The organism is Ruminiclostridium cellobioparum subsp. termitidis CT1112 (assembly GCF_000350485.1).
Taxonomy (GTDB): Bacteria; Bacillota; Clostridia; order Acetivibrionales; family DSM-1351; genus Ruminiclostridium; species Ruminiclostridium termitidis.
Window position 1 is genome coordinate 76,114 of record NZ_AORV01000043.1, and the last position, 24,304, is coordinate 100,417.

At 41.5% G+C, this 24,304-nt stretch carries 22 protein-coding genes and 1 pseudogene; 5 read left to right on the forward strand and 18 right to left on the reverse strand.

What is annotated here, in order from left to right:
• Positions 1–202: 202 nt before the first annotated feature.
• From CTER_RS16060 to CTER_RS16115, 12 genes and pseudogenes are all read right to left on the reverse strand, one after another.
• Positions 203–907, reverse strand: a complete 705-nt coding sequence (locus tag CTER_RS16060) for an ABC transporter ATP-binding protein (RefSeq protein WP_004627027.1) — start codon at positions 905–907, stop codon at positions 203–205.
• Positions 900–1,684, reverse strand: a pseudogene (locus tag CTER_RS16065) (ABC transporter ATP-binding protein). The gene CTER_RS16060 and the pseudogene CTER_RS16065 overlap by 8 nt, the downstream one beginning before the upstream one ends.
• Entirely contained in the window at positions 1,685–2,653 is a 969-nt protein-coding gene (locus CTER_RS16070) for a branched-chain amino acid ABC transporter permease (RefSeq protein ID WP_004627147.1), read from the reverse strand.
• Between the two features lie 4 nt (positions 2,654–2,657).
• Positions 2,658–3,542: a branched-chain amino acid ABC transporter permease gene (locus tag CTER_RS16075; protein WP_004627157.1), complete on the reverse strand. Its 885-nt coding sequence runs from the start codon at positions 3,540–3,542 to the stop codon at positions 2,658–2,660.
• Between the two features lie 160 nt (positions 3,543–3,702).
• The gene (locus tag CTER_RS16080; RefSeq protein WP_004627048.1) at positions 3,703–4,872 is read right to left on the reverse strand and encodes an ABC transporter substrate-binding protein; all 1,170 of its coding nucleotides are present in this window, start codon (positions 4,870–4,872) and stop codon (positions 3,703–3,705) included.
• A gap of 124 nt (positions 4,873–4,996) precedes the next feature.
• Positions 4,997–5,692, reverse strand: coding sequence for a tRNA (guanosine(37)-N1)-methyltransferase TrmD (gene trmD, locus CTER_RS16085; protein ID WP_004627045.1), 696 nt, complete (start codon positions 5,690–5,692; stop codon positions 4,997–4,999).
• The gene (gene rimM / locus CTER_RS16090) at positions 5,692–6,201 is read right to left on the reverse strand and encodes a ribosome maturation factor RimM (protein ID WP_004627099.1); all 510 of its coding nucleotides are present in this window, start codon (positions 6,199–6,201) and stop codon (positions 5,692–5,694) included. Before rimM ends, trmD begins: the two co-directional genes overlap by 1 nt.
• Positions 6,202–6,452: 251 nt before the next feature.
• Entirely contained in the window at positions 6,453–6,683 is a 231-nt protein-coding gene (locus tag CTER_RS16095) for a KH domain-containing protein (RefSeq protein ID WP_004627144.1), read from the reverse strand.
• Positions 6,684–6,757: 74 nt separating this feature from the next.
• A complete protein-coding gene (gene rpsP, locus CTER_RS16100) occupies positions 6,758–7,003 on the reverse strand; it encodes a 30S ribosomal protein S16 (RefSeq protein WP_004627175.1) in 246 nt (81 codons plus the stop codon).
• 84 nt (positions 7,004–7,087) lie between these two features.
• On the reverse strand, positions 7,088–8,434 hold the full coding sequence (gene ffh / locus CTER_RS16105; RefSeq protein ID WP_004627081.1) for a signal recognition particle protein: 1,347 nt from the start codon (positions 8,432–8,434) through the stop codon (positions 7,088–7,090).
• A 65-nt stretch (positions 8,435–8,499) separates the two neighbouring features.
• Positions 8,500–8,856 (reverse strand): YlxM family DNA-binding protein, encoded by a 357-nt coding sequence (gene ylxM, locus CTER_RS16110; protein WP_004627090.1) that lies wholly within the window; start codon positions 8,854–8,856, stop codon positions 8,500–8,502.
• A gap of 233 nt (positions 8,857–9,089) precedes the next feature.
• Complete coding sequence (locus tag CTER_RS16115; protein WP_004627153.1) at positions 9,090–9,857, reverse strand: NYN domain-containing protein; 768 nt, start codon at positions 9,855–9,857, stop codon at positions 9,090–9,092.
• A 586-nt stretch (positions 9,858–10,443) separates the two neighbouring features.
• Here CTER_RS16115 and CTER_RS16120 point away from each other — a divergent pair.
• The 3 genes from CTER_RS16120 to CTER_RS27060 all read left to right on the forward strand — a co-directional run bounded on the left by CTER_RS16120 (position 10,444) and on the right by CTER_RS27060 (position 13,780).
• Positions 10,444–12,081: an OPT/YSL family transporter gene (locus CTER_RS16120; RefSeq protein ID WP_004627122.1), complete on the forward strand. Its 1,638-nt coding sequence runs from the start codon at positions 10,444–10,446 to the stop codon at positions 12,079–12,081.
• A gap of 57 nt (positions 12,082–12,138) precedes the next feature.
• Positions 12,139–12,981, forward strand: a complete 843-nt coding sequence (coaW, locus tag CTER_RS16125; protein WP_004627117.1) for a type II pantothenate kinase — start codon at positions 12,139–12,141, stop codon at positions 12,979–12,981.
• A 115-nt stretch (positions 12,982–13,096) separates the two neighbouring features.
• Positions 13,097–13,780, forward strand: coding sequence for a hypothetical protein (locus CTER_RS27060; RefSeq protein WP_004627108.1), 684 nt, complete (start codon positions 13,097–13,099; stop codon positions 13,778–13,780).
• A gap of 141 nt (positions 13,781–13,921) precedes the next feature.
• On the opposite strand, the gene fabF is transcribed toward CTER_RS27060, so the two are convergent.
• Complete coding sequence (gene fabF / locus CTER_RS16135) at positions 13,922–15,154, reverse strand: beta-ketoacyl-ACP synthase II (protein WP_004627058.1); 1,233 nt, start codon at positions 15,152–15,154, stop codon at positions 13,922–13,924.
• A gap of 115 nt (positions 15,155–15,269) precedes the next feature.
• Between fabF and CTER_RS16140 the strand changes: the two genes are divergently transcribed.
• A complete protein-coding gene (locus CTER_RS16140; protein WP_423219205.1) occupies positions 15,270–16,208 on the forward strand; it encodes an AraC family transcriptional regulator in 939 nt (312 codons plus the stop codon).
• Between the two features lie 26 nt (positions 16,209–16,234).
• Here the strand turns inward: CTER_RS16140 and nrdG are convergent, their stop codons facing one another.
• On the reverse strand, positions 16,235–16,744 hold the full coding sequence (gene nrdG / locus CTER_RS16145; protein ID WP_004627078.1) for an anaerobic ribonucleoside-triphosphate reductase activating protein: 510 nt from the start codon (positions 16,742–16,744) through the stop codon (positions 16,235–16,237).
• Positions 16,745–17,150: 406 nt separating this feature from the next.
• Complete coding sequence (locus CTER_RS16150; protein WP_004627088.1) at positions 17,151–19,460, reverse strand: anaerobic ribonucleoside triphosphate reductase; 2,310 nt, start codon at positions 19,458–19,460, stop codon at positions 17,151–17,153.
• Between the two features lie 455 nt (positions 19,461–19,915).
• On the opposite strand from CTER_RS16150, the gene CTER_RS27730 reads away from it, so the two are divergent.
• Complete coding sequence (locus CTER_RS27730; protein WP_004627047.1) at positions 19,916–20,089, forward strand: DUF1540 domain-containing protein; 174 nt, start codon at positions 19,916–19,918, stop codon at positions 20,087–20,089.
• Positions 20,090–20,609: 520 nt separating this feature from the next.
• On the opposite strand, the gene CTER_RS16155 is transcribed toward CTER_RS27730, so the two are convergent.
• The 3 genes from CTER_RS16155 to CTER_RS16165 all read right to left on the reverse strand — a co-directional run bounded on the left by CTER_RS16155 (position 20,610) and on the right by CTER_RS16165 (position 23,821).
• Positions 20,610–20,831 carry a YdbC family protein gene (locus CTER_RS16155; RefSeq protein WP_004627113.1) on the reverse strand — a complete coding sequence of 74 codons (222 nt, stop codon included), beginning with the start codon at positions 20,829–20,831 and terminating at the stop codon, positions 20,610–20,612.
• 62 nt (positions 20,832–20,893) lie between these two features.
• Positions 20,894–21,874: an ROK family protein gene (locus CTER_RS16160; RefSeq protein ID WP_004627178.1), complete on the reverse strand. Its 981-nt coding sequence runs from the start codon at positions 21,872–21,874 to the stop codon at positions 20,894–20,896.
• A gap of 78 nt (positions 21,875–21,952) precedes the next feature.
• Positions 21,953–23,821, reverse strand: a complete 1,869-nt coding sequence (locus CTER_RS16165; protein ID WP_004627159.1) for an APC family permease — start codon at positions 23,819–23,821, stop codon at positions 21,953–21,955.
• Positions 23,822–24,304 lie beyond the last annotated feature (483 nt).

Genomic DNA, 24,304 nt, shown 5'->3' on the forward strand with positions numbered 1-24,304 from the left:
CCCAAGCCATTTTATGGCTTTGAGCCGCATAAGCGGCCACAAAATAAAATTTTGGTTCACTCCTCTTTCGGCTATGAGGCGAATAAAGGAGGTTAATTGGCCATGTACGCTTTGCGCACATCAAATATTATGGTGCAGATATTCCAGCTTAAAACCTGTTAAAATTGCAGTGCAAACCGCTTTAAAGTCAAGCTCCCCGCTGCTAGCCGCCCAGATACGCTTTTCTTATTTCATCACTCTGCATCAGTTGGGCTCCGGTGCCCGACAGTACTATGGAACCGGTTTCCATTACATATGCCCTGTGTGCTATCTGGAGTGCCATGCTTGCGTTCTGCTCAACTAATAATATGGTAGTACCGGCCTGATTTATGCTTTTTATTATGTCAAAGATTTCTTTGACAAACAGGGGTGCCAGACCCATTGAGGGTTCGTCCAGAAACAGCATTCTCGGACTGCTCATCAGTGCACGTCCCATTGCAAGCATCTGCTGCTCCCCGCCTGAAAGTGTTCCTGCCGCCTGTTTCTTTCTTTTTTCAAGAATGGGAAAGCGCTGGTACACCATTTTCAGATCCTTGCCTATTTGCGCCTTATCCTTTCTGAGGTATGCACCCAGCTCGAGATTTTCCAGAACGGTCATGGTTGAAAAAACCCTTCTGCCCTCCGGAACCTGGCATATTCCCATTTTAACCCTGTCCTGAGGGGATATTGAAGAAATATCCCTGCCTTCAAAAATTATTGAACCTTTGGTAGGTTTCTTTAATCCTGAAATTGTACGCAGAGTTGTTGTCTTTCCGGCACCGTTGGCACCTATCAAAGTTACTATTTCTCCCTGATTAACGGTTAGTGAAATGTCTTTCAATGCATGAATCACGCCAAAATGCACATCTAAATTCTTAATTTCAAGCATTGTCGACCTCCTCTCCCAGGTATGCTTCAATAACCCGTTTATTTGTTTTTATTTCCTCAGGTGTGCCATTGGCAATTATCTGCCCGTAGTCAAGCACGTAAATCCTCTCACAGATTTTCATGACCAGTGACATATCATGCTCTATAAGCAAAATTGTCAGATTGAACTGCTTTCTGATAGACTGTATCAGGTCTGTCAACTGCGCGGTTTCAGCAGGATTCATACCTGCGGCGGGTTCGTCCAGCAGGAGTACCGACGGTTCGGTGGCAAGGGCCCTGACGATTTCAAGATGTCTTTGTTCACCATAGGGCAGATTCTTCGCCATTTCATCCTTCTTTCCCTCAAGATGAAATATCTTCAAAAGCTCAATGCTTTTTTTCTCCAGCTCCTTCTCAGCCTTGGCATATGAGGGAAGATGGAGGAAAGAAGACATCAGGCCGTATTTTACGTTTTGGTTCATAGCTATACGGACATTGTCCAGAACCGTCAAATCCTTGAAAAGACGGATATTCTGAAAGGTTCTTGCCAGTCCGTCCTTACATACGGTATAAGGCTTTAACCCCTGTATTCTTTCGGCACACCGTTTTTAGTCAATGTAATCTTACCGGCCGTGGGTTCATAAACACCAGTAAGGAGGTTAAAGGCAGTGGTCTTTCCTGCTCCGTTGGGGCCGATAAGTCCTACCAGCTCTCCCTGCTGCAATTCAAGATTTACTTTTGAAACGGCAGTCAGACCGCCGAAGGATTTGGTCAAATCCTTAACTGTAAGAATTGCCATTTATACCTCCTCCTTTCCGCGTTTTGATTTGAGACCGATCTTTTTGAAAACGGATAATGATATTTCCTTTGAACCCATTAACCCCTGTGGTCTGAACAGCATTAATATTATCAACAGCAGTGCATATATTATCATGCGCACTTCCGAAAAGGACTGTAAAAATGTAGATATGATTGCAAGCAATACGGCAGCTATTATTGAACCCGAAATACTTCCCAGTCCTCCGAGAACTACGATAACCAATACATCAACAGATTTAAGGAACCCAAACAAGTCGGGCTTGAGGAAATAGAAATAGGATGCGTAGATCCCGCCTGCTATTCCTGCAAAAAACGCACCCATGGTAAATGAAATTACTTTATATTTTGTGGTATTTACACCCATGGATTCGGCAGCAATCTCATCCTCACGGATTGAGATACAGGCACGTCCGTGGGAGGATTTCAGGAAATTTGCAATTATTACCACAGTGCCCACAGTGAATACAAACATCCAGGTCCAGTTTACAAACTGCGGAATACCCTGAAGTCCGGCTGCACCGTTAGTAATTTCCATGTTAAGGAAAATAATTTTTATGATTTCAGCCATACCCAGGGTTGCAATGGCAAGATAATCACCGCGCAATCTCAGCGTGGGAAGACCAACAATGGCACCAACCAATGCAGCCGCAATAGCTCCGGCAATTATTCCTCCAATAAATCCCACGGTGGTAGGATTACTGATTGTAATTATTGCGCACACATAGGCTCCGATGGACATGAATCCGGCATGTCCCAGTGAAAACTGTCCCGTAAAGCCCGTAATCAGGTTCAGACTGACTGCAAGGATTATATTTATACAAATTGTAGCAAGGGTGGCCTGCCAATAGTCATCAATTATACCAACCGTTATCAGGCCTTGAATTGCTGCATAGGTAATCAATATGGAAACAAATTTTTGAAGGGTTTTATGTTTAAATATATTTTTCATATGGTCACACCTTCTCCTTGGTATTCTTGCCAAGCAGTCCGGCCGGCTTAACAATAAGAATAATTATAAGAATTGCAAAAACAACCGCATCTTTATACAGCGAGTTCCCATATCCAGATACAAAAACTTCCACTGTTCCGATAAAGTACCCTCCAATCATAGCCCCGGGAATTATTCCGATACCCCCGAACACGGCGGCGACAAAAGCCTTAAGTCCCGGAATTACACCCATTAGCGGATCTATGGAATTATAATAGATACCCACCAGTACACCTGCCGCTCCGGCCAATGCCGAACCCAGGGCAAACGTAAAGGATATGGTTGAATTAACGTTTATCCCCATCAATTCGGCAGCATCTTTATCCAATGAAACAGCTCTCATAGCCTTTCCCATTTTTGTCTTTTTTACTATGAACTGCAGTAAAGCCACCAGCACAATTGTGCTTGCCACTATTAATATCTGCTGTGCTGTAATTGTCATATTCCCAATCTTGAATCTTTCAGCCAGCCAGCCTGTCATTGGAGGATATGCACGGACATTTGCCGTTACGAATCTCATTGTTCCGTATTCAATGAACAGGGAAACACCTATTGCAGTGATCAGAACTGCAATTCTGGTCGCATTTCTCAATGGCTTGTACGCAATTTTTTCAATCAACACTCCAATGATTGTACATGCCAGCATTGCTATAACCAGGGACGGAAACACGCCTAACTTTAATGAGGTCATACAGAAATAGCCGATGTATGCACCAAGCATGTACACATCACAATGTGCAAAGTTTATTAGTTTTATTATTCCGTAAACCATGGTGTAACCCAATGCTATCAAGGCATATATACTGCCAAGGGATATTCCGTTAATCACCTGCTGTAAAAAATTATCCAATTCATTTCCCCCTTATTTAATACAGGTTTAATGGTGTATAACATAGAAGTAAGGGCGATATGAATATTATATCCCCCCTACAACAATGTAATCTCAATCAAATATTTCGAATATTACTATATGGTATTGATATTTATTCAGTTTTATAAATCATACCTTTTTATTTGTTTCCGCTCTTTTCAGCAGTTGCCTGAACACCATTTTCCAGACCCACAACAACTATGGCCTTAACCGGATTGTGGTTTTCATCAATACTGAAGGAACCTGTAACACCTGTAAAATCCTTGGTTTCAGCCAATGCGTCCTTCAAGGCTCCGGAGTCGAGGCTCTTGCTTCTCTTTAAACCGTCGGCAACAAATTTTGCCAGATCGTATCCCAGCGCATGGAAAGCATTTGGTTCCTTATTGTATTTCTTTTTGAAATCATCGATAAACTTGACAACGGCCGGGTCTTTATCCAACGAAGAATAGTGGTTGGTAAAGTATACCTTAGTAAGAGCTGACGCTCCTGCCAGGTTTGTCAGGTCAGGTGAATCAAAACCGTCTGCACCGAGGATGGGTTTGTCTATCCCAAGTGCTCGGGCCTGCTTTATGATCAAGCCTGCTTCTTCGTAATAACCGGGAAGATAAATTACATCGAAATCAAGGCCTTTGATCTTGGTTAAAATGGCGTTGAAGTCCTTGTCCTTTGCAACATAGGCCTCTTCACCCACAATTGTACCGCCTGCGGCTGTAAAGGTCTTTGTAAAGTTATCGGCCAGACCCTTGGCATAATCGCTGGAGCTGTCCTTAACAATAACCGCTTTCTTTGCACTCAGGTTCTGTGCAGCAAAGTTAGCCATGGCAGTTCCCTGGAAGGAATCTGTATAGCATATGCGGAAGGCATATTCCTTCTTTCCCGCCTTGTCGACAGTGACATCGTCTGCCGTAGCCGAACCGCTTATTACAGGAACCTTTTTCTTCTCTGCAACAGAGATTTCCGATTTAAAGGAACCCGAGGTAGCCGGTCCAAGTATGGCAACCACACCATCCTGTGAAATAAGTTTGTTTGCAAGTGTTATGGCTTCTGCAGGTTCGGACTTGTTGTCATATTTTACAGGAACCAGTTTTTTACCGTCAATTCCGCCTGCCGCATTAATTTCATCAATTGCCATCATGATGCCGTCAACCGAACTCTGTCCGTATGATGCCACACCACCTGACAATTCATAGTTTATACCTATTTTGATTTCGTTTGAGTTCGCCGCCTGTCCCTTGGAATTCGCACCGCAAGCAGTCAGTCCCGAGATCAGGAGGCCAACAGCGAGTAATATGCTAAGCTTCTTTTTCATGATAAGTCCCCCTATGTCTTTTTCTTATATGAATATTTGTTTTTTTATTCTATTATCTTTTTATCAGCTTGTCAATGCACCGCTTTAATTTATTAAGATAATAATTTATTAAATTTTATGCCTGCTATTTGCCTTTCAGGTACTCCTCGTACAAATCGGGCCTCTTTTTCCTGGTCCTCTCAAGGGATTGCTCCGCTCTCCACTTTTGTATGTTGGCATGATGCCCGGATAACAGTATTTCGGGAACAGGTCTGCCCTCATATTCCGCCGGCCTTGTATATTGGGGATATTCAAGCAGGCCGTTGAAATGGGACTCGTCACTGAATGAGCCTTCACTGGACAGGACGCCGGGTATAAGCCTGCTTACACAGTCTATCAGCACCATGGCCGGCAGTTCTCCTCCTGTGAGCACATAATCGCCGATGGAAATTTCTTCATCCACCAGTTCTTCGATTATTCTTTCATCTATTCCCTCATAATGTCCGCACAAGAGTATCAAATGTTCTTCCTTTGACAGTTCGACAGCCATTTTCTGTGTCAGCACACGCCCCTGGGGACTCATGAATATGACCCTGGGCTTTGTGTCCAGCCCTTGTGTCACAGCCCTGAACGCATCGAACACCGGCTGGCACATCATGACCATTCCGCTGCCGCCGCCGAAAGGATAGTCATCGACCTTTCTATGCTTATCCTTTGTATAATCTCTTATATCAATGGCATTTACTTCAACCAGGCCTTTTTCCTGCGCTCTGCCTATGATGCTTTCCTTCATCACAAGTTCAAAGGTTTCTGGAAAAAGTGTAAGCACATCAAATTTCATCAATCCAACAGTCCTTTCGGCAGTATTACTGATATTTTACCTTCCTCCAGCAGCACTTCTCTTACAACGCTTTTCAGAGCGGGTATCAGTATTTCTTTTCCTTCCTCATCCCTTACAACATATACATCGTTACTTCCGGTCTGAATAACATCAGCCAGGATTCCCAGCATCACGCCATTTTCATCATATACTTTCATACCCAGTATATCTGTAATAAAGAAGGAATCTTTCGGCAGCTCGACGGCATCCGCCCTGTCAATCTTCATATACAGGCCCTTTAACTTCTCGGCCTCCTCCATGCTGTCAACATTTTGAAACTTCAGGATCACAAACTGTTTGAAAAACTTAACCCCTGAAATATCATATTTTTCGAGACTGCCGTTTTTATCTATATAAACCCATTTCAGTTTTCTGAATCTCTGAGGGTCATCGGTTAAGGCTGTTGCCTTAAGCTCTCCTTTAACTCCATGAGTATTTATCAAATGTCCGACTATTAAATATTCAATCATAATTCCTCCAAATTCAGCACGGCTGATAATGAATGCTTCCCAACAAGAAAAAGGGCCTTCAGCCCCTTCTTTTTTTATGTTAAGGAAATTATCCCCCTGTTCAAATAATATAAACTTGTCATGCGTTGTATTGCTAAGATAAATAAAATTATTTCCTTAACATGGGGTTTGGAAAGGATTCCCTTCCCGGTTTAAAGGGGGATTCACGGCAGTGCCACTGGCGAAGAACAAATTGCAAAGCAATTTGTTCTTCATTGTATGATATCCACAACTACTCTTCTATTGTCCTTGACCGCCGCAGCTTTAACAACTGTTCTGATAGCCTTGGCAATTCTGCCCTGTTTGCCGATCACCTTGCCCATATCATCCTTGGCAACTTTCAATTCAAGTATGATGGACTTTTCATTCTGGATTTCATTGACGAAAACTTCGTCAGGATAATCCACAAGGGCTTTTGCAATATTCTCAAGCAATAACTTCATAATAAACCTCCGTCACTTTCAAAGGTACTATTGGAGGTTAAGCAATAACCTCCATCATCGTCCCGATAACCGGATTAACCGATTATGCCCTGCTTCTTAAGAAGTGACTTAACTGTATCAGTAGGCTGTGCGCCATTCTTTATCCACTTTTGAGCTTTTTCAGAATCAATATTAACCTGAACCGGCTCAACTACAGGATTGTAAGTACCTATTTCTTCAATGAATCTACCGTCTCTAGGGTATCTTGAATCAGCAACCACTACTCTGTAAAATGGGTTCTTCTTAGCACCTATTCTCTTTAAACGTATCTTTACTGCCATTTATTTTCACCTCCTTTAAAGGATTTAATCTCATTATTCAATTTATTCAATAAATCGTAACTTTACCGACTTATCACATATTTATCAAAAAGGCATTTTAAACTTTCCAAAACCGCCTTTTTTACCGCGTTTTCCCATGTCAGTCATCATCTTCATCAGCTTCTTCATTTCTTCGAACTGCTTTACAAGCTGATTAACCTCCTGAATGGTTGTACCGCTTCCTGCTGCAATCCTCTTTCTGCGGCTTCCGTTCAGTATGGACGGGTCATTTCTTTCCTTCTTTGTCATTGATTTGATAATAGCTTCTGTACGGGCCATTTTCTTTTCATCAACGTCAACATTCTTTAATGCCTTGGCATCAACTCCCGGCATCATTCCAAGTATATCGCCCAATGGCCCCATCTTCTTCATCTGCTGCATCTGTTCGAGAAGGTCCTCCATTGTAAACTGCATGGTACGCATTTTCTTTTCAAGTTCAATTGCCTTTTTCTCATCATAGGCTTCCTGCGCCTTTTCAATAAGACTCAGTACATCTCCCATTCCAAGAATTCTGGAAGCCATTCTGTCAGGGAAGAAGGGTTCTATATCGCTGAGCTTTTCGCCCATACCTGCAAACTTTATAGGCTTGCCTGTAACAGCCTTAACCGAAAGCGCCGCTCCACCCCTGGTGTCGCCGTCAAGCTTTGTCAAAACCACGCCGTCTATTCCAAGCTTTTCGTTGAAGCTTTCGGATACATTTACAGCATCCTGACCCGTCATTGAGTCCACTACAAGTAATATCTCATGGGGAACTACCGATTTTTTTATATCCAGCAGTTCATCCATCAGTTTTTCATCAATGTGCAGCCGTCCGGCAGTATCCAGAATCACAAGGTCATACTGCTTCATATTTGCAAACTTGACAGCTTCCTTTGCAATCTCAACAGGATTCTGATTATCTTCCAGCGCGAATACAGGTATATTTAACTGGCCGCCAACCACCTGGAGCTGTTTTATAGCAGCCGGCCTGTACACATCACATGCAACCAGCAGCGGATTTTTTCCCTGCTTTCTCAGCAAATTTGCCAGTTTTCCCGAAGTAGTAGTTTTACCCGAACCCTGGAGCCCGCACATCATAAATACTGTCGGCGGCTTTGGCGCAAACGTCACCTTGCTTTGCTCCCTGCCAAGGAGTTCGATGAGTTCCTCGTGCACAATCTTGACAACCTGCTGACCCGGAGTGAGGCTTTCCAGTACCTCCGACCCCACGCATCTCTCTGAAACCTTGTTTATAAAATCCTTAACAACTTTAAAATTAACGTCGGCTTCGAGCAAAGCAAGTTTTATTTCCCTCATCATATCCTTTACATCTTTTTCGGATACTCTGCCCTGACCGCGGATTTTTTTAATTGTCTCTTGGAGCTTTCCTGATAAACCCTCAAAAACCGACATCCCAAAACCTCCAATTCAATCCGGGTTGATATTTCAAGCTTTCCAAAGCTCTTAAATATGTAACCCTATATGCTGTTTACAAGCTCTGCAAGCTCACGCTTTGCGCGTTCCACAATTTCAGTATTGTGCCTGCTGAGCCCGCTTGTCTCAATGTTTTCAAATAAATTCCGGACCTCTTCGGCCTTCTGCTTCTGCTCTGAAAACTTGCTCAGCAGACCGAGCTTGTTTTCGTATTCATTCAATAAGGCCCTGCCCCGCTTTTCATTGTCATAGACACCCTGTCTGCTGATGTTCAGCTGTTCTGCTATCTCCGACAAAGTATAATCATTATTGTAATGAAGGTCCAGTATTTCGTACTGTCTTTCGGTCAGCAGCTGACCGTAAAAATCAAGCAGCAGAGAGATTTCATAAACTTTGTCCATAAATGCTCCCCCCAAGAAAATGCGTTATTTGTACAATAAATTTTCTTGTTGCTTTGTAAGCAGTAATGCTTAAGTCAATTACTATCCAAAAGCTTTCAACCGTAATTGACTTTGGTAAAGTATTTTTACTTTACTAAAATAGTTTAATGCACATGCTTTGCTTTGTCAAGTATTTTTACTTTACACTCAAAATAATTTTTATTATTATTTAACTGCTTATAATCAAAGTTTAATTACTTCACTCTGTTTCTGACATATATATGCTTGATTTTTGAATTGTTGGTATCACGCTCTTCTATTTCAAACTCCTTCAGCTTCTTTATGAGATGAGTGAGCTTGTAAAAACCGAAATTTCTCGGGTCAAAATCCGGCTGTTTCTTGATTATCAAATTGCCCACATCACCGAGGAAGGCCCAGCCGTTCTCATCTTCAACATCATGGATTGAAACCGAGATCAGGTTTATAATATCCTTGCCGATGGAAACAGCGTTGGACCTGGGTTCCTTTCCGGGAGTCTCATCTTTCTTCACACCGCTTTCAAAGTTGTTGTCGGTCTGCGAGGCACCGCTTATTATTTCAATATAAGTAAACTTGTCACAGGCTGAAATAAAAGGACTGGGAGTTTTTCTCTCACCTATTCCGAATACTTTTTTACCTGATTCTCTCAGTCTTGTCACAAGACGGGTGAAATCGCTGTCGCTTGATATTATACAGAACCCTTCAACCTGGCCGGAATACAGCACATCCATCGCATCGATTATCATTGCGGAATCCGATGAATTTTTCCCCGAAGTGTAACTGTATTGCTGTATGGGGGTGATTGCATTTTCCAGAAGTACATTTTTCCAGCCTGAAATTGTCGGCTTTGTCCAGTCAGCATATATCCTTTTTATAGTAGGTGTCCCGAATTTGGCTATTTCCTCCATCACACCCTTAATATTGCTGTAAGGTACATTTTCGGCGTCAATAAGTACCGCAAGCCTCATTTCACTTGAATTCATTTTTATGATACGCTCCTCTCATTTTATCCTCAATTTTTGCCAAGGAAACTTTCATGGAAAGTTTACGAGATAAATTTTAACTATTAATATACTAACATATTTTGCTTTGTATCCAAAATATTTCTTGACTTTTATTTTTTAAAGTTTAAAAGCTTCTGAAAGCCATGATTACCAGTCAAATAAATTATTGCAGTGAGATTGTGAATATGTTATCATAATATATTAGCTGGTATTCTTTAGAAACCGGACTTTCATCATTCGGAAGCTGAAAACAGCATTGGTCTAACGACTTATATCCCTTGCGGAATGAGAACGGAGGTTGATTATGAATAAATTCAATTCCACGTCAGGTTAGTACACTTCTTACGTAAGCCTTCATTAAAATATCACATTCACATTAGAAACCATATTGATATTCTTAGCTTGTTCCCTTTGTACTACAATATACATACAGAGCCTTCAACTCATGAATAATAAGTAATGAATTCAGCTGCTGCAGACACAAGTGGTCACAAGTGATATTGTTATGAATGCACGGCTTGCATGATGAAACCTTTTATATTCCTGTCAATGAGGAGGTATTACTTTGAATAATAACGAAGAAAGAAAATTTTTAGGTGTTGAACAGTTATCTCTCAGGAGTCTTGTTATCGGATCGATTGGCTCATGTGTTATCACGGCAAGTTCCATGTATGTTGCACTCAGAATGAGCGCCCTTCCCTGGCCCACTATTTTTGTTGCCGTACTCTCCATGGCCCTTTTAAAATTATTTGGAAAAACAACAAACAACGAAATCAATATCACCCAGACAGCAATGTCAGCCGGTGCCATGGTGGCCGGAGGCCTGGCCTTTACACTCCCCGGCCTATGGATACTGGGCATATGGAAGGGTTCCGAAAATTTTTCGGGCAATTATGTCAGGGTTCTTTTAATCGCCGCAGCAGGTATGCTTCTTGGAAGTGTAACCTCATATATTTTGAGATACAGATTTATTGTTAAAAATGCGCTGCCCTATCCCATCGGCCAGGCTGCGGCCGAAACCATCAAGGCCGGTGACGAGGGCGGAAAGAAATCCGTTGTATTATTCGGGACCATGGCTGCCTCCACTCTGTACACCTTTCTCAGAGACCAGCTCAGAATAGTACCCGACGCTTTTATGTTCAAGAACTCCATAGGGATTTGGAACTCACCCATGGCAATAGGTATGGGATATATTCTGGGAACTCTCTATACGGGAGTCTGGTTCCTTGGTGCGTTGATTTCAAACGCCTTTCTTGTTCCTTTCGGACCAAAGCTGGGGCTTTTTGCCGATGCTGCGGCCGCAACGGCCTTCGCAACAGCAGCTGGAATAGGACTGCTTGTGGGAACAGGTCTTGGAGTAATAATCGGGATTTTGATCTCAGGAATCAAAAAACTGCTTTCGCCAAAAAAAGATAATTATTCGGAAGCCGCCTTAGGCAAAAAGAAGTTTTTTGATTACAGCAGGATTTTGATTTTTTCGGCCACCGCACTGGCTTTCATACTGTCAGTGGCATGCGGTTTATCGGTAATCCCTTCGGTATTGCTGATCATAGGTGTATTTATTGTTTCGATAATGGCCGCTACAATAACAGGCCAAACTGGCATCAACCCCATGGAGATATTCGGAATTATAGTCCTGCTGGGAATCAGGATTTTTATAAATATCGACGCTGCCGACGCGCTGTTTGTGGCGGCTTGTGTTGCTGTGGCCAGCGGCTTTTCAGGAGATTTGTTCAATGATTACAAAGCCGGACAGGTACTGGGGACAAATCCCAAGGCCCAGCTGATTTCCCAGATAGTAGGCGGTGTGTTCGGAACTGTGGTGGCTTCCATTTCTTTATTCGCCATTATAAACCAGTTCGGTGAGGTAGGTACGGGAACAGCCCTCCCAGCAGGCCAGGCCGTTGGAGTATCGGCCATGATAAATGGCATTGGAAGTCCTGTTGTATTTGGTATCGCGGCAGCAATAGGTGCGGCTCTGTATCTCCTGGGTCTGCCGACTGCCACACTGGGAATCGGGCTGTTTCTCCCCTTTACCATCTCTGCCGCAGTTTTTCTTGGCGGAATAATCCGCTTTATAAGCGACAGGCTCAGCGGTAAAAAATCGGATGAAACAGGCAATGTTGCCGCATCGGGCTTACTTGGAGGAGAAGGTATTACAGGAGTTGTAATAGCACTTGCAAGAATGTTTACAGTTTCATAATGATACAAGTTTATTTTTAGGAATTTTTGAATATTATTAATTATAAGGAGTGGTTCTGTGGGTAAAGTTATTGGAATAGATATAGGCGGCAGCACAACAAAAATAGTAGGCTTTGACGGAAAGACCATGATAGCTCCGCTACTGGTCCGTGCAAATGATCCTATAGCGTCTGTTTACGGCGCATTCGGAAAATTTCTGACTGCTCATTCATTAAAAATTGAGGATATAGAAAGAATCATGATCACAGGGGTGGGGTCTTCGTTTATAAACAACAGGTTGTTCGGAATTCCCACCGGAAAAGTCGACGAGTTTATGGCAATAGGTATGGGGGGACTTTTCCTCAGTGATCTGAACAAGGCCATCATTGTCAGCATGGGGACCGGTACGGCGCTTGTCAAAGCTGAAAACAACACGGCTGTCCATCTGGGTGGTACAGGAGTCGGCGGCGGAACCCTCCTGGGCCTTTCAAACAGGATGCTCAACGTCCGTCACTTCGACGAACTGATCGAAGCCGCCAACGGCGGTGACCTCTCACATGTGGACCTGACCATCGGCGATATCTCCAAAGAAGTTATGGAAACACTGCCTAACGAAACCACTGCCTCAAACTTCGGAAAAATCAGTGATCTGGTTACAAAATCAGACCTGGCCATGGGAATAATAAATCTGGTTTTCCAGACCATTGGCATGATTGCAGTATTCAACACAAGAATAGATAAAATAAAAGATGTGGTGCTGACAGGAAACCTTACCAACGTTCCCCAGTCAGAGTACATTTTCACACAGCTCAGCAAGCTGTATGATGTGAATTTCCAGACCCCTCCCAATGCGGAATATGCCACAGCGGTAGGTGCTGCCATATGTTTCAGGCAAAATGTAGCCTTCCGGGAGGTTCAATAAAAATTTGTTTGCCAAATGTTATATCTATCATTTAGTACCATAATTTGTTGAATATATGAATATTTTGTAATATAATGTTGTATGTTTATTAATTATGAAAGAAGGTACATAAATAATGGGAAGCAGGTATATTAACGACGTTGCTCTTAACATGGCTCCGGAAGATGTTGAGAGTGCAATACAGCAGTATTTGAGAGGCAAGGACTTTAAATTGGTTTTTGAAAAGGGAGAACAATATTACAAAACCGGAGGAGTCATGTTACCGCTTCAAGGTTTCAAGTATGGCTATCAAAACGGTATCCTGCATTTGGAAGCCTGGGTCGGCAAAATCGGAAAGGAAATGAACATAGGTGATGGAAAGTTTCTTGGGGCGGCAGCAAAAATACCATATTATAATAGTATTTTAGCCTTACTGGAGACTTTGGAAAGGGCAAAATCAGCATACCATCAGCAAACAGATGGACAAGTACAAACACCTGTACAAGGACAGGCAGGTATGCAGGTACAAGCTCCCCCCGTGTACGCACAACAATTCGAAGGCAACAACCAAGCCACTTCTGCCGTAGCCGATGAAGTTAATAAATCCAATGACAGAAATGCAAAAATTGCATTCTGGCTATCCATTGCTTCTTTAATATTGGTATTTGGCTCCAAATTCAGTCTACTACTTAATTTAGCTTCCTATACACTGGCAATCAAATATGGTCTGAAATCACAAAAATCTGGACTTGCAATCGCCGCAATCGTTATAAACTCAATAGTTATTTTCATTACATTGTTAATTTTATTTATAGCATAAACATTATTTACCGGCGCTGAATACGCCTCAGCATCATAACCAAAATAAACACCCTTATAAGTACACGCCTGAGGAGCGGAAGCACAAGCATTCAGGTACACCGGTTCCAGGCATGTACTTATTGAGCGGTTCTTAACAAACTTATACTTTTTTCATTACCAGTGTCGCATTATGCCCTCCAAAGCCAAAGGAATTTGTCAGAGCATATGACATATTTGTTTCTTTTCCCTTGTTGGGCACACAATTCAGGTCGCACTCGGGATCAGGAGTTCTATAATTTATTGTCGGAGGCAGGAAACCTTCCTTTAATGCATGTGCGGTAATAATGGTTTCAATGGCTCCCGCAGCTCCCAGGAGATGTCCGGTCATTGATTTGGTGGAACTTACAGGTAATATTTTTGCATACTCTCCAAAAACAGTTTTAATTGCCTGCGTCTCGCTTTTATCATTTAGTTTGGTGGAAGTCCCGTGGGCATTTACATATCCGATGTCCGGGGCTGTTATTCCGGCATCTTCAACTGCAAGCTTCATGCATCTTACCGCGCCTTCCCCGCCTTCGGCCGGTGCAGTAATATGGTAGGCATCATTTGTACATCCGTATCCCACTATCTCGGCAATGATTCTTGCTCCGCGTTTTATTGCAGCTTCATACTCTTCAAGGATGAGCACACCTGCTCCCTCACCAATGATAAAACCGTCCCTGTCCATGTCAAAAGGTCTGCAGGCAGTTGAAGGATCACTGTTCGTCGTCATGGTTTTATTTGCACAAAAACCTGCAAGTGCCAGCCTTACTATAGGGGCTTCGGTGCCGCCTGCGATTATCACATCTGCGTCATTCCTCTGAATTATTTTAAAAGCATCACCTATTGAGTTGACCGAAGAAGCGCAGGCTGTGACCACACATTCGTTGAAGCCCTTTGCCCCAAATCTGATAGCAATATTTGCAGCGGCAATGTTGGGAATCATCATTGGAACAAAAAATGGGCTGACTCTTCCGGGCCCCTTTTCCAACAGGATTTTATGCTGGTTTTCCAGTGTTTCCAGACCGCCTATTCCAGTTCCTATAATGACGCCCAGCCGGTCTTTATTCAAACCTTCCATATCCAATTTTGAGTCCTCTATGGCCATCTGGGCGGCAGCTACTGCAAACTGTGCAAAACGATCCATTCTTTTTATTTCCTTTTTATCAATAAATTCAGATGGATCAAAATTTTTAATCTCTGCACCGACAATAGTAGGAAGATCCGAAACGTCAGCTCTTTCAATTTGGCTGATTCCTGATTTACCTCTTTTTATATTCTGCCAAAACTCCGCGCTACTGTTGCCAAGTGAGGAAATCACTCCGGTACCGGTAATAACAACACGTTTCTTCATAAAAAATACCTCCTCGTCCCATAAAATACTTCAAGTCTACTCCCCTAAAATGCGGGAGTGAGTGAAAGCGGGAATGATTTACATTAATAAAGATAACATGTATAATTACTTAGAAATGAACAGATATTGCTTTTTTGATTTGAGGTATAAAATTGTGATAAATACCAAGGAAACCATCAGCACATGTATTGACTTTGTCGAGAAGAATATTTCAAACAGATTCACGCTGGATGATCTGGCTCTTTATACCGGCGTGTCGAAATATTACCTGCATAGAATTTTCAAGTCATTGACAGGGCAAGCCATCATGGATTATGTTCAATCAAGAAAACTCACCTCCAGCATAAATGAACTTGTCAATACAAATATGAGAATAATAGACATTGCCATGGAATATGGCTTTGATCATGAACAGTCATATATAAGGGCTTTCAGAAAGAAATTCGGATATACTCCCTTAAAAGTGAAATCCGAGCAATTATCACTTCAAATCCAGGAAAAATTCAATATAAACGATATTATGTCGGTGCAGAATTCCGTTACCTTTAAACCCTTCTACATTTTCAAACAGAAATTCAACCTCGTTGGGAAAAAGTATAAAATACAAAGCAGATCAGGTGATAATGCCGCTAACACCCATGGCAAAGAATTTTTTTATAATCACAAAAACAGCATAGCAAACCCGGTCAATCCCGACATATATTTCGGGTATACCGACTGGAGCAATTATGAGGATGGATATGTAAGCTATATTCCCTCGGTCCAGGTTCCTGATCTGGGGAATATTCCTGAAGGAATGACTGGCATATCCATTCCCGCTCATAAATATGTGGTTTTCCGCTTTGTCGGTTTTTTTCGCCCGGATGATATAAAGGGCAGACAGGTGGGAAGGGTGCTGGTGCATTTATACCGCAGATGGATCACAAACTCAGGTTTCAAATCGGCCGCACCTTTCGAATTTGAATATATAGACACAAGCCTGTCAAATGATAACTATTGTGAATTGGATATTTATCAGCCAATAAAGGACCGGGAAAAAGTTTTTGATTCATAAATATCTCAAGAAGTTACATGCGGCCCCTATATTTCTGCAAGAACAAGCCTGCCCTGCTTCCTTGTCTTATCCATATCAATTATCCTCTGATTGGCAGAACCTCTGAATTTGAGGAGAAGATCCTTACGGCCCAGTATAAACGGACCGTCCACCAGCAGATCGGTGTTTTCCAGAAGCCCGGCATATCCCTCTCTCTGCTCCGAGAGCTCAAGCAGCCGCTCATAGGTATACCCCGTGTAGGTTATTACAGTGAGGCCCAGTTTTTTGACTTCACCGGCAAGAGCCGAGCAGACTGAAGCCTGTTCGAAAGGATCTCCGCCGCTTAAGGTTATTCCGTCAAGAAGCGGGTTCTTTTTTATATCACTTAATATTTTTTCAATTTCGATCACTTCTCCGGCATCATAGGGATGGGTCTGGGGATTGTGGCAGCCCGGACAGTTGTGTGAACAGCCCTGGGTAAAAACCACCATACGGATGCCCGGCCCGTCGGCAATAGATTCATTGATAATTCCGGCAATTCTCAGCTGTACACCCATATATTCCTCCCATGCTGTACTTGCATTTGTTCCATACACATAAAACTTAAATAGCTCGCACGTACGGTTGCACTAAAAAGCCGAATAGTTTAAGTACATCTATGCTGTACAATCTAAAAAATACAATTAAACTTTAAGTATATCTATACCGTACAATTGCACTAAAAAAACTGAATAGTTTAAGTACATCTATACTGTACAATGCCTCTAAAAAAATACACCTAAACTTTAAGTATTTCGTACTGTACAATTGCACTAAAAAAACTGAATAGTTTGAGTACATCTATGCTGTACAATGCCTCTAAAAAATACAATTAAACTTTAAGTATATCTATACCGTACAATTGCACTAAAAAAACTGAATAATGATACTTTCAGTATCATTATTCAGTTTTTGACCCATATTTTACATGTGCTTTACTCTGTCCCTTACCTCTGCCTGCTTCGCGTCGTTGAAGCGTTCAAGCGTTCCCACCAAATAGCCTGTAATACGTCTGATTCTTTCAAATTTTCTGTCGCCTTCTTCTCTGCCGCAGCTTGGGCAGGTGTCTCCGATTATTCCGGTATAGCCGCAGGCAGGATCTCGGTCCACAGGATGGTTAATTGAGCCGTAACCTATTCCCGACTCCTTCATTGCCCTGATGATCTTTTCAAAGGCGTCCAGATTGTTCAAGGGGTCACCGTCTACTTCAACATACGTAATATGGCCTGCATTGGTCATTTCATGATACGGCGCCTCGATTTTTATTTTGTCGATGGCATTTATCTTATGATATACAGGAACGTGGAAGCTGTTTGTGTAATACTCCCTGTCGGTAACTCCTTCAATAACTCCAAAGAGCTTTTTATCATATTTTATAAATCTGCCGCAGGTGCCCTCGGCAGGAGTTGCTATCACACTGAAGTTCATTTTGTACTTCTGGCTGGCCTCGTCCATCCTCTTTCTCATATAGCCGATGATTTCCAGGCCAAGATTCTGGGACTGTTCGGACTCACCATGGTGCTTTCCCGTAAGGGCTTTCAAGCACTCGGCCAGACCTATGAAGCCGATTGTCAGTGTGCCATGCTTCAGCACTTCTCCGACTTCATCCTCCCAGTCCAGTTTGTCTGAATCCAGCCATACCCCCTGCCCCATAAGAAATGGAAAGTTTTTAACCCTTTTTTCGGCCTGTATCAAATATCTCTCATAGAGCTGGTCAATAACCAGGTCTATTTTCTTGTCCAATTCATCAAAGAACATATTGAGGTTTTTATTGCTTTTCAAAGCAATCCTTGGCAGGTTGATTGTAGTAAAGCTCAGATTTCCCCGGCCGAAAATAGTCTCCCTGGACGGATCATAAGTGTTGGCTATTACTCTTGTTCTGCAGCCCATATATGCAATCTCGGTGTCAGGATTCCCTTCCTTGTAGTACTTAAGGTTATAGGGGGCATCAATAAATGAAAAATTCGGGAAAAGTCTTTTGGCGCTTACACGGCAGGCCAGCTTGAACAGATCGTAGTTGGTATCTCCCTGCTTGTAATTTACCCCGTCTTTCACCTTGAAAATATGTATCGGGAATATAGGTGTCTCACCATTTCCCAGACCTGCTTCGGTAGCGAGCAAAAGGTTCTTTATAACCATTCTTCCTTCGGGTGAAGTATCGGTACCGTAATTAATCGAACTGAACGGCGTCTGCGCCCCCGCACGGCTGTGCATTGTATTCAGATTGTGTACAAAGGCCTCCATTGCCTGGAAGGTTATCCTGTCGGTCTCGCTTTCGGTTTTCTTAACCGCAAAAGCCTGAGCCTTATCCAGAACCGCTTCATCCTTTACATATTCAAGAAGGTACTTCCTCTCTGCCTTTATATAGGCTTCCATCCTGTTCAGCAAAGGCTTTAAATTATGTTCCTTGTTTACCAGTTCGCTCACTGAATTAATTTCAGTCTCCAGATCCCTGTCCATTAAGAGCTCAAGTGACTTTCTAAGGTTTTGCCTGTAGCCTCTTTCAAAGGTCTTGGCAACTCCGAGCGCCATTCCGTAGTCAAAGTTTGGAATACTCTGCCCGCCGTGCTGATCGTTCTGGTTTGATTGAATGGCGATACATGCAAGGGCGGAATAGCTGTTTATATCATTTGGTTCCCTCAGATAGCCGTGTCCGGTGCAGAACCCTCCCTTGAACAGCTTGACAATATCGATCTGGCAGCAGGTGGTTGTCAGTGTAAGAAAGTCCAGATCATGGATATGTATATCTCCTTCGTTATGAGCCTTTGCATGTTCAGGTTTCAAAACATACATTTCATAAAACTGTTTTGCACCTTCCGAACCATATTTCAGCATGGTGCCCATAGCAGTGTCACTGTCTATATTGGCATTTTCCCTCTTCAAATCGTTATCTTTGGCATCTTTAAAGGTAAGTTCCTCATATACCTTCATCAGGCGCGTATTCATCTCTCTGACTTTTGTCCGCTCAGCCCTGTATAATATAAATTCCTTGGCAGTCCTGGCATGTCCGGTTTCAATCAAGACCTTCTCAACTGCGTCCTGGATTTCCTCAACATTCGGTACTCTCTTGTCCATTGATTCCTCAATGTAGGCTACAATCCTTTCGGCCAGCTCCACGGCGGTTTTATAATCCTTTCCTCCTGTTGCGCTTGCCGCTTTAAACACTGCACTGGCTATCTTTTCAATGTTAAAAGGTACTTCTCTCCCATCACGTTTCCTGATTTTGGTAATCATTTGTAACTTGCCACCCCTCTAAATATTTTACACAGCATTTCATCAAAACAGCACAATAAATATGAGCAATGCTTATTGCTCAACAGTGAACACGTTTATGTCTTTTTCTCAATATTTAGTTTGACCAAACGCTCTAACCGGAATGTGCCGGCTTTATATAAAATTTACAAAATATTATTTGAAACTGTTTGAATTGTAGAATTATGTAGTATTGTGTTATAAAAATTTTCCTTTTTTTAATGCCATATATTGTGTATTAATACTATCACCAAGCAACATATTGTGTCAACATGAAATTAAATTAGTATTACTAGTTTTTTCCCAATTTTTCTTTATAATATTTACTTTTTTGCCATTTCTCTATTTTTTGAGAAAAATTATATCGAATATTAAATTAATAAATACTAATAATATATATGAAATACTATTTTCCTTACAGAAAAGGAGTGATATCAATGAATCCGTTTAAATCACACAACAATCACAATATAGAGTGCAGCATATATACCTGTGCAAATCATAGTAAAAATGACGGGTATTGTGCATTAAACAAAATCAAGGTAGGTACTCATGAAGATAATCCTACAGAGATTGAGTGTACCGACTGTCAATCTTTCGAAAGGAAATAGTACCTTACCCAAGCAAATACAGTGTCCGCCAAGGGCACAATAAAGCCAGGGCATGATCGTCCTGGCCACTTTTTATTGTCCGGGTTTAATTCACTTTCAGATAAATTCTATTAGAATCAACTGGTGCAATGTGCAATCCGTTGAGTTAATTACTCTTTTGTGCCAATTAAATCTTGCTTTGCTTTACAGACAGATTTATTTTGAATAAACTTGTAACGTGAGGACAACTTCATAAAATAAGATGCACGGTTAAAAACAATTACGATGAATTGTCGACGAAGGTAAAGCGGTTTTGCCGGCAAAGCAGCAGGACGCTGCTTTGAGCTTCAAATCGAGACAGGATGTCGAGTTTGAGCGACGGCAAAATCGCTTTATAATGAGACGATACAATTTTCGTAATTGTTTTGGGTGCACCCTTATTTTATGAAGTTAGTACGGAAGTTACAGTTGATATAATAAATTACACAGTAAAGCAAGCCCAAATTAATAAGCACAACGAATTAATTTATGTTTTTAATCCTTATAAATCCATGCTGTTTAATAACTTCTTCAGCTCAATGAGTTCTTCCCTGGAAAGTGTCACACCCTTACCCATTTTCTCATGATCCGGCGACCAATCACGTATGTCGTATTTTGGCGCCCTGTCATTCCAGCTGATAAGGTTCAATTCCTTATACCAGCCCTTATTTGACTCCGCTAAAACTCCAATAGTTTCCGTTATTTCATATTTTATATCAGCCATAGCCTGCCTCCAATCCTGCGTATTAAACGCATATAAATAAACCGGCACAAATAAAACATTTTTTATATCAGATCTGATAATTTTTCATCCTTAAAGGCGCCCAGCATGGCTGCTCCAACTATTATACCGGCATTTCCCATCTCGGCCATTTTAAATTCCGGTATATGTAATTCCTTACAGTAGATTTTTTCCCTCAAAAGATCCACAAGCGGATAAACAAGGCTGTTTCCCAGCTTGCTGATAGGTCCGGCGAGTATGACAACTTCCGGCATTAAAATATTTACAATATTTGCAAGGCCCTCTGCAAAATAAATAACATATTCCCGGCATACCTGCTTGGCCATTTCGTCACCTGCTTTGGCAGCTTCGAATATGGTAAGCTCGGTTATCTGGTTGTTGCAGCAGTTCGAAGCGATATTTGCAAGTATTGAATCCGGATATTTTTCAATTAACTGTTTTGTCTGGTTGATCAATGCCGATGCAGAAGCATACTGCTCCCAGCAGCCTTTCCTTCCGCAAATACACGGTCTGCCGTTAAAATCTATCACCATATGGCCAAACTCTGTCCCTCCAAAATTCAGCCCATTGTAAATACAGCCCTCCAGAATGATACCTCCGCCAATACCGACTCCTACCTTGACAGTGAGAGAATTGCCGGTACCGTATGCAGCTCCCAGCAAATATTCGGCGATTGCAACACAGTTTGCGTCGTTTTCAACGTAGACAGGAACATTAAAATATTTTTGAATCTCTGCTCTCACATTAGCGTTACTAAGATTCATCGTATAATTTTTTAGTACTATCCCATTAAAATTGTCAGTTATCCCGGGACAGCCGACACCTATATACCTGACATTTTTAATCTCAAGATCTTCATCACTGAGAATTTTTGAGACCAATGCGCACATATCCCTTATGATCTCTTCAAATTCCCGGTCCTTGTTGGTGGGAATAGTGTCACGACGCAATAATTTACCATTCTTGTCCAGGATTCCGGCCACTATGTTTTTTACACCCAGCTCAATTCCAATACTATATTTCATAATTTAAACGCCTCGACTTTAAATAATTTATTACTTAATTATATATTAATGCATAATGCACAATAGAATAAATAGTGTTTAATCATATTTCGGATTATTCAATACAAAATCATCGTCACGCAGCTGCAGCGGCATGACAGATACTACTATATGCTTATGCTTGAGCAGCTCTCTTTCAATATAATACCTTGTATTGTTGTGAAGGATCTTATGCCACCATTTCTTTACTGCAAATTGGGGAAGGATCACTGTAATCATGTCCCCGTTCTGATAATCATACTCGGCCGATTCAATGAACTTCAGCAAAGGATCTACAACCCTTCTGAAAGGCGAGTATTTTGTGATTAACGGAATATCTATATTCAGAGCATCATACTTTTCCTTTATCTTTTTTGCACTTTCATCATCAATTGCCACACTGAAGGCTACAACATTTTCAGATATGGTTCTGGCATACCGCAGTGCTCTCAAGCTGGATCTGTTGATACTCTCAATGGGCACTATGACCCGGTTTGTATACACTGCCTTATTTATATCGAATTCGGCGATTTCTTCAGGCTTTAACCTGAGCTGTCTCATAACCGCATTGTAATGCTTCTTTACCTTGAAAACCATGAAGATCAACACAGGAATCAATATGACTACAAGCCATGCTCCTTCTTCAAATTTGGTAAATGCGATTATAACGACAACTATTGCGGTGACAACCGCACCAATGCCATTGATAACAGCCTTGTACTTCCAGCCTTTTTCCTGGCTGTTTTTCCACTTTACAAACATCCCTGTCTGGGCAAGTGTAAATGAAATAAAAACACCTATGGCATACAGCCCCAGCAGACTGGTTACCTTTGCCTTGAATATAATCATCAGTATTGAGGCAACTATGGACAATAGGATTATGCCATTGTCATAGCTGAGTCTGTCCCCTCTCATACTGAGCTGACGCGGAGCATAGCCTTCCTTTGCCATGAGCGATATGAGCATGGGGAACCCCGAATATGCAGTATTTGCTGCCATTACCAGGATTATGAAAGTTGTAGCTGTTATATAGTAAAACATAAAGCCATGTCCGAAGATTTCTTCGGCTATGAGCACAAGCATGGCGTTGCCCTGCGGATTAACCTTGTATAAATTTGCCAGTACCGAGCTTCCTCCGAATAAAATGAGTATTATCATCGATAATAGAAACAGAACTCTTTTTGCATATTTTTTACTTGGATTTTTAAAATTCGGAACGGCATTACTGACTGCTTCGACACCTGTAAGAGCAGTACAGCCATTTGAGAAAGCCCTTAGTATGAGGATTATCGATAAAGGCTCTACGACAGCTGGCATATTTTTCGGCGGCGGCGGCACATACCCTCTTTTTATATTAATAATTCCCCATACGATCATTATGACAATGCCAAAAATGAACAAATAAGCAGGTATTCCAAATATTCTCGAAGATTCTCTTATTCCCCTCAAGTTGCCTATCATGAGCAAAACCACCAGGGCACATGCAATCAATACCGAATAAGGCTTGAACTCTTTAAAGGCCGTTGTAAACTGTTCAACACCCGAGGATATACTAACGGCAACCGTAAGTATATAATCCACAGCCAGAGCAGCTCCTGCCGTAACACCCGCATGTATTCCCAAATTCTCCTTCGCTACTACAAAAGCACCGCCTCCATTTGGATAACTGTCTATTATCTGTCTGTACGACAACATCAGGAGCATAAGCAGACAGATAATTGAAACCGAAATGAACGACATCTGTCTGTATGCACCCAGGCCGATAACAGGTATCAATACCATCAGCACTTCCTGTCCTGCGTATGCAACAGAGGATATAGCATCACTCGATAAAATAGGCAATCCCCACAGGACGCCCATTTTCTGATCATTAAGAGCTTCATTCTTCAAAGGTCTGCCTACTAAAACTCTTCTTATTTTCTTATACATAACAACTCCACCTGTCTACTACAATGTAAATAATTTTAACCCTTTTGCCGTAGTGAATAATAATTGCAACTTGGAATATTTGACAGTTCAAAATAACTATTGTATTCTATTCCTTTTTAATTGTATTTACAATATAATTTTTTAATATATTTTTACTATTACATAAGATAGTATTATATACACTTTTTAATAATTTAGCAACAGATTTTTTATAATTTATTCATAAACTATGAGTATTTTTCTGTTATATTTATTCGATCAGGCTTTTTATTATAATTCTACAAATTATTGATAAAAATATTATATGGATTAAGACTGTTTTTATAAGTTAAAAAAAATGGATGGACTCCAACGCGGAATCCATCCATTTAGCTTTTATTTAAATTATTTATTTCTTTAAACTCTCTATAAGATCGTTGATCTCCTTTGACTGCTTCATCAATTCGTCTAAGTTTTTTTCTGTAATTTCATCCAGTCTTGGCC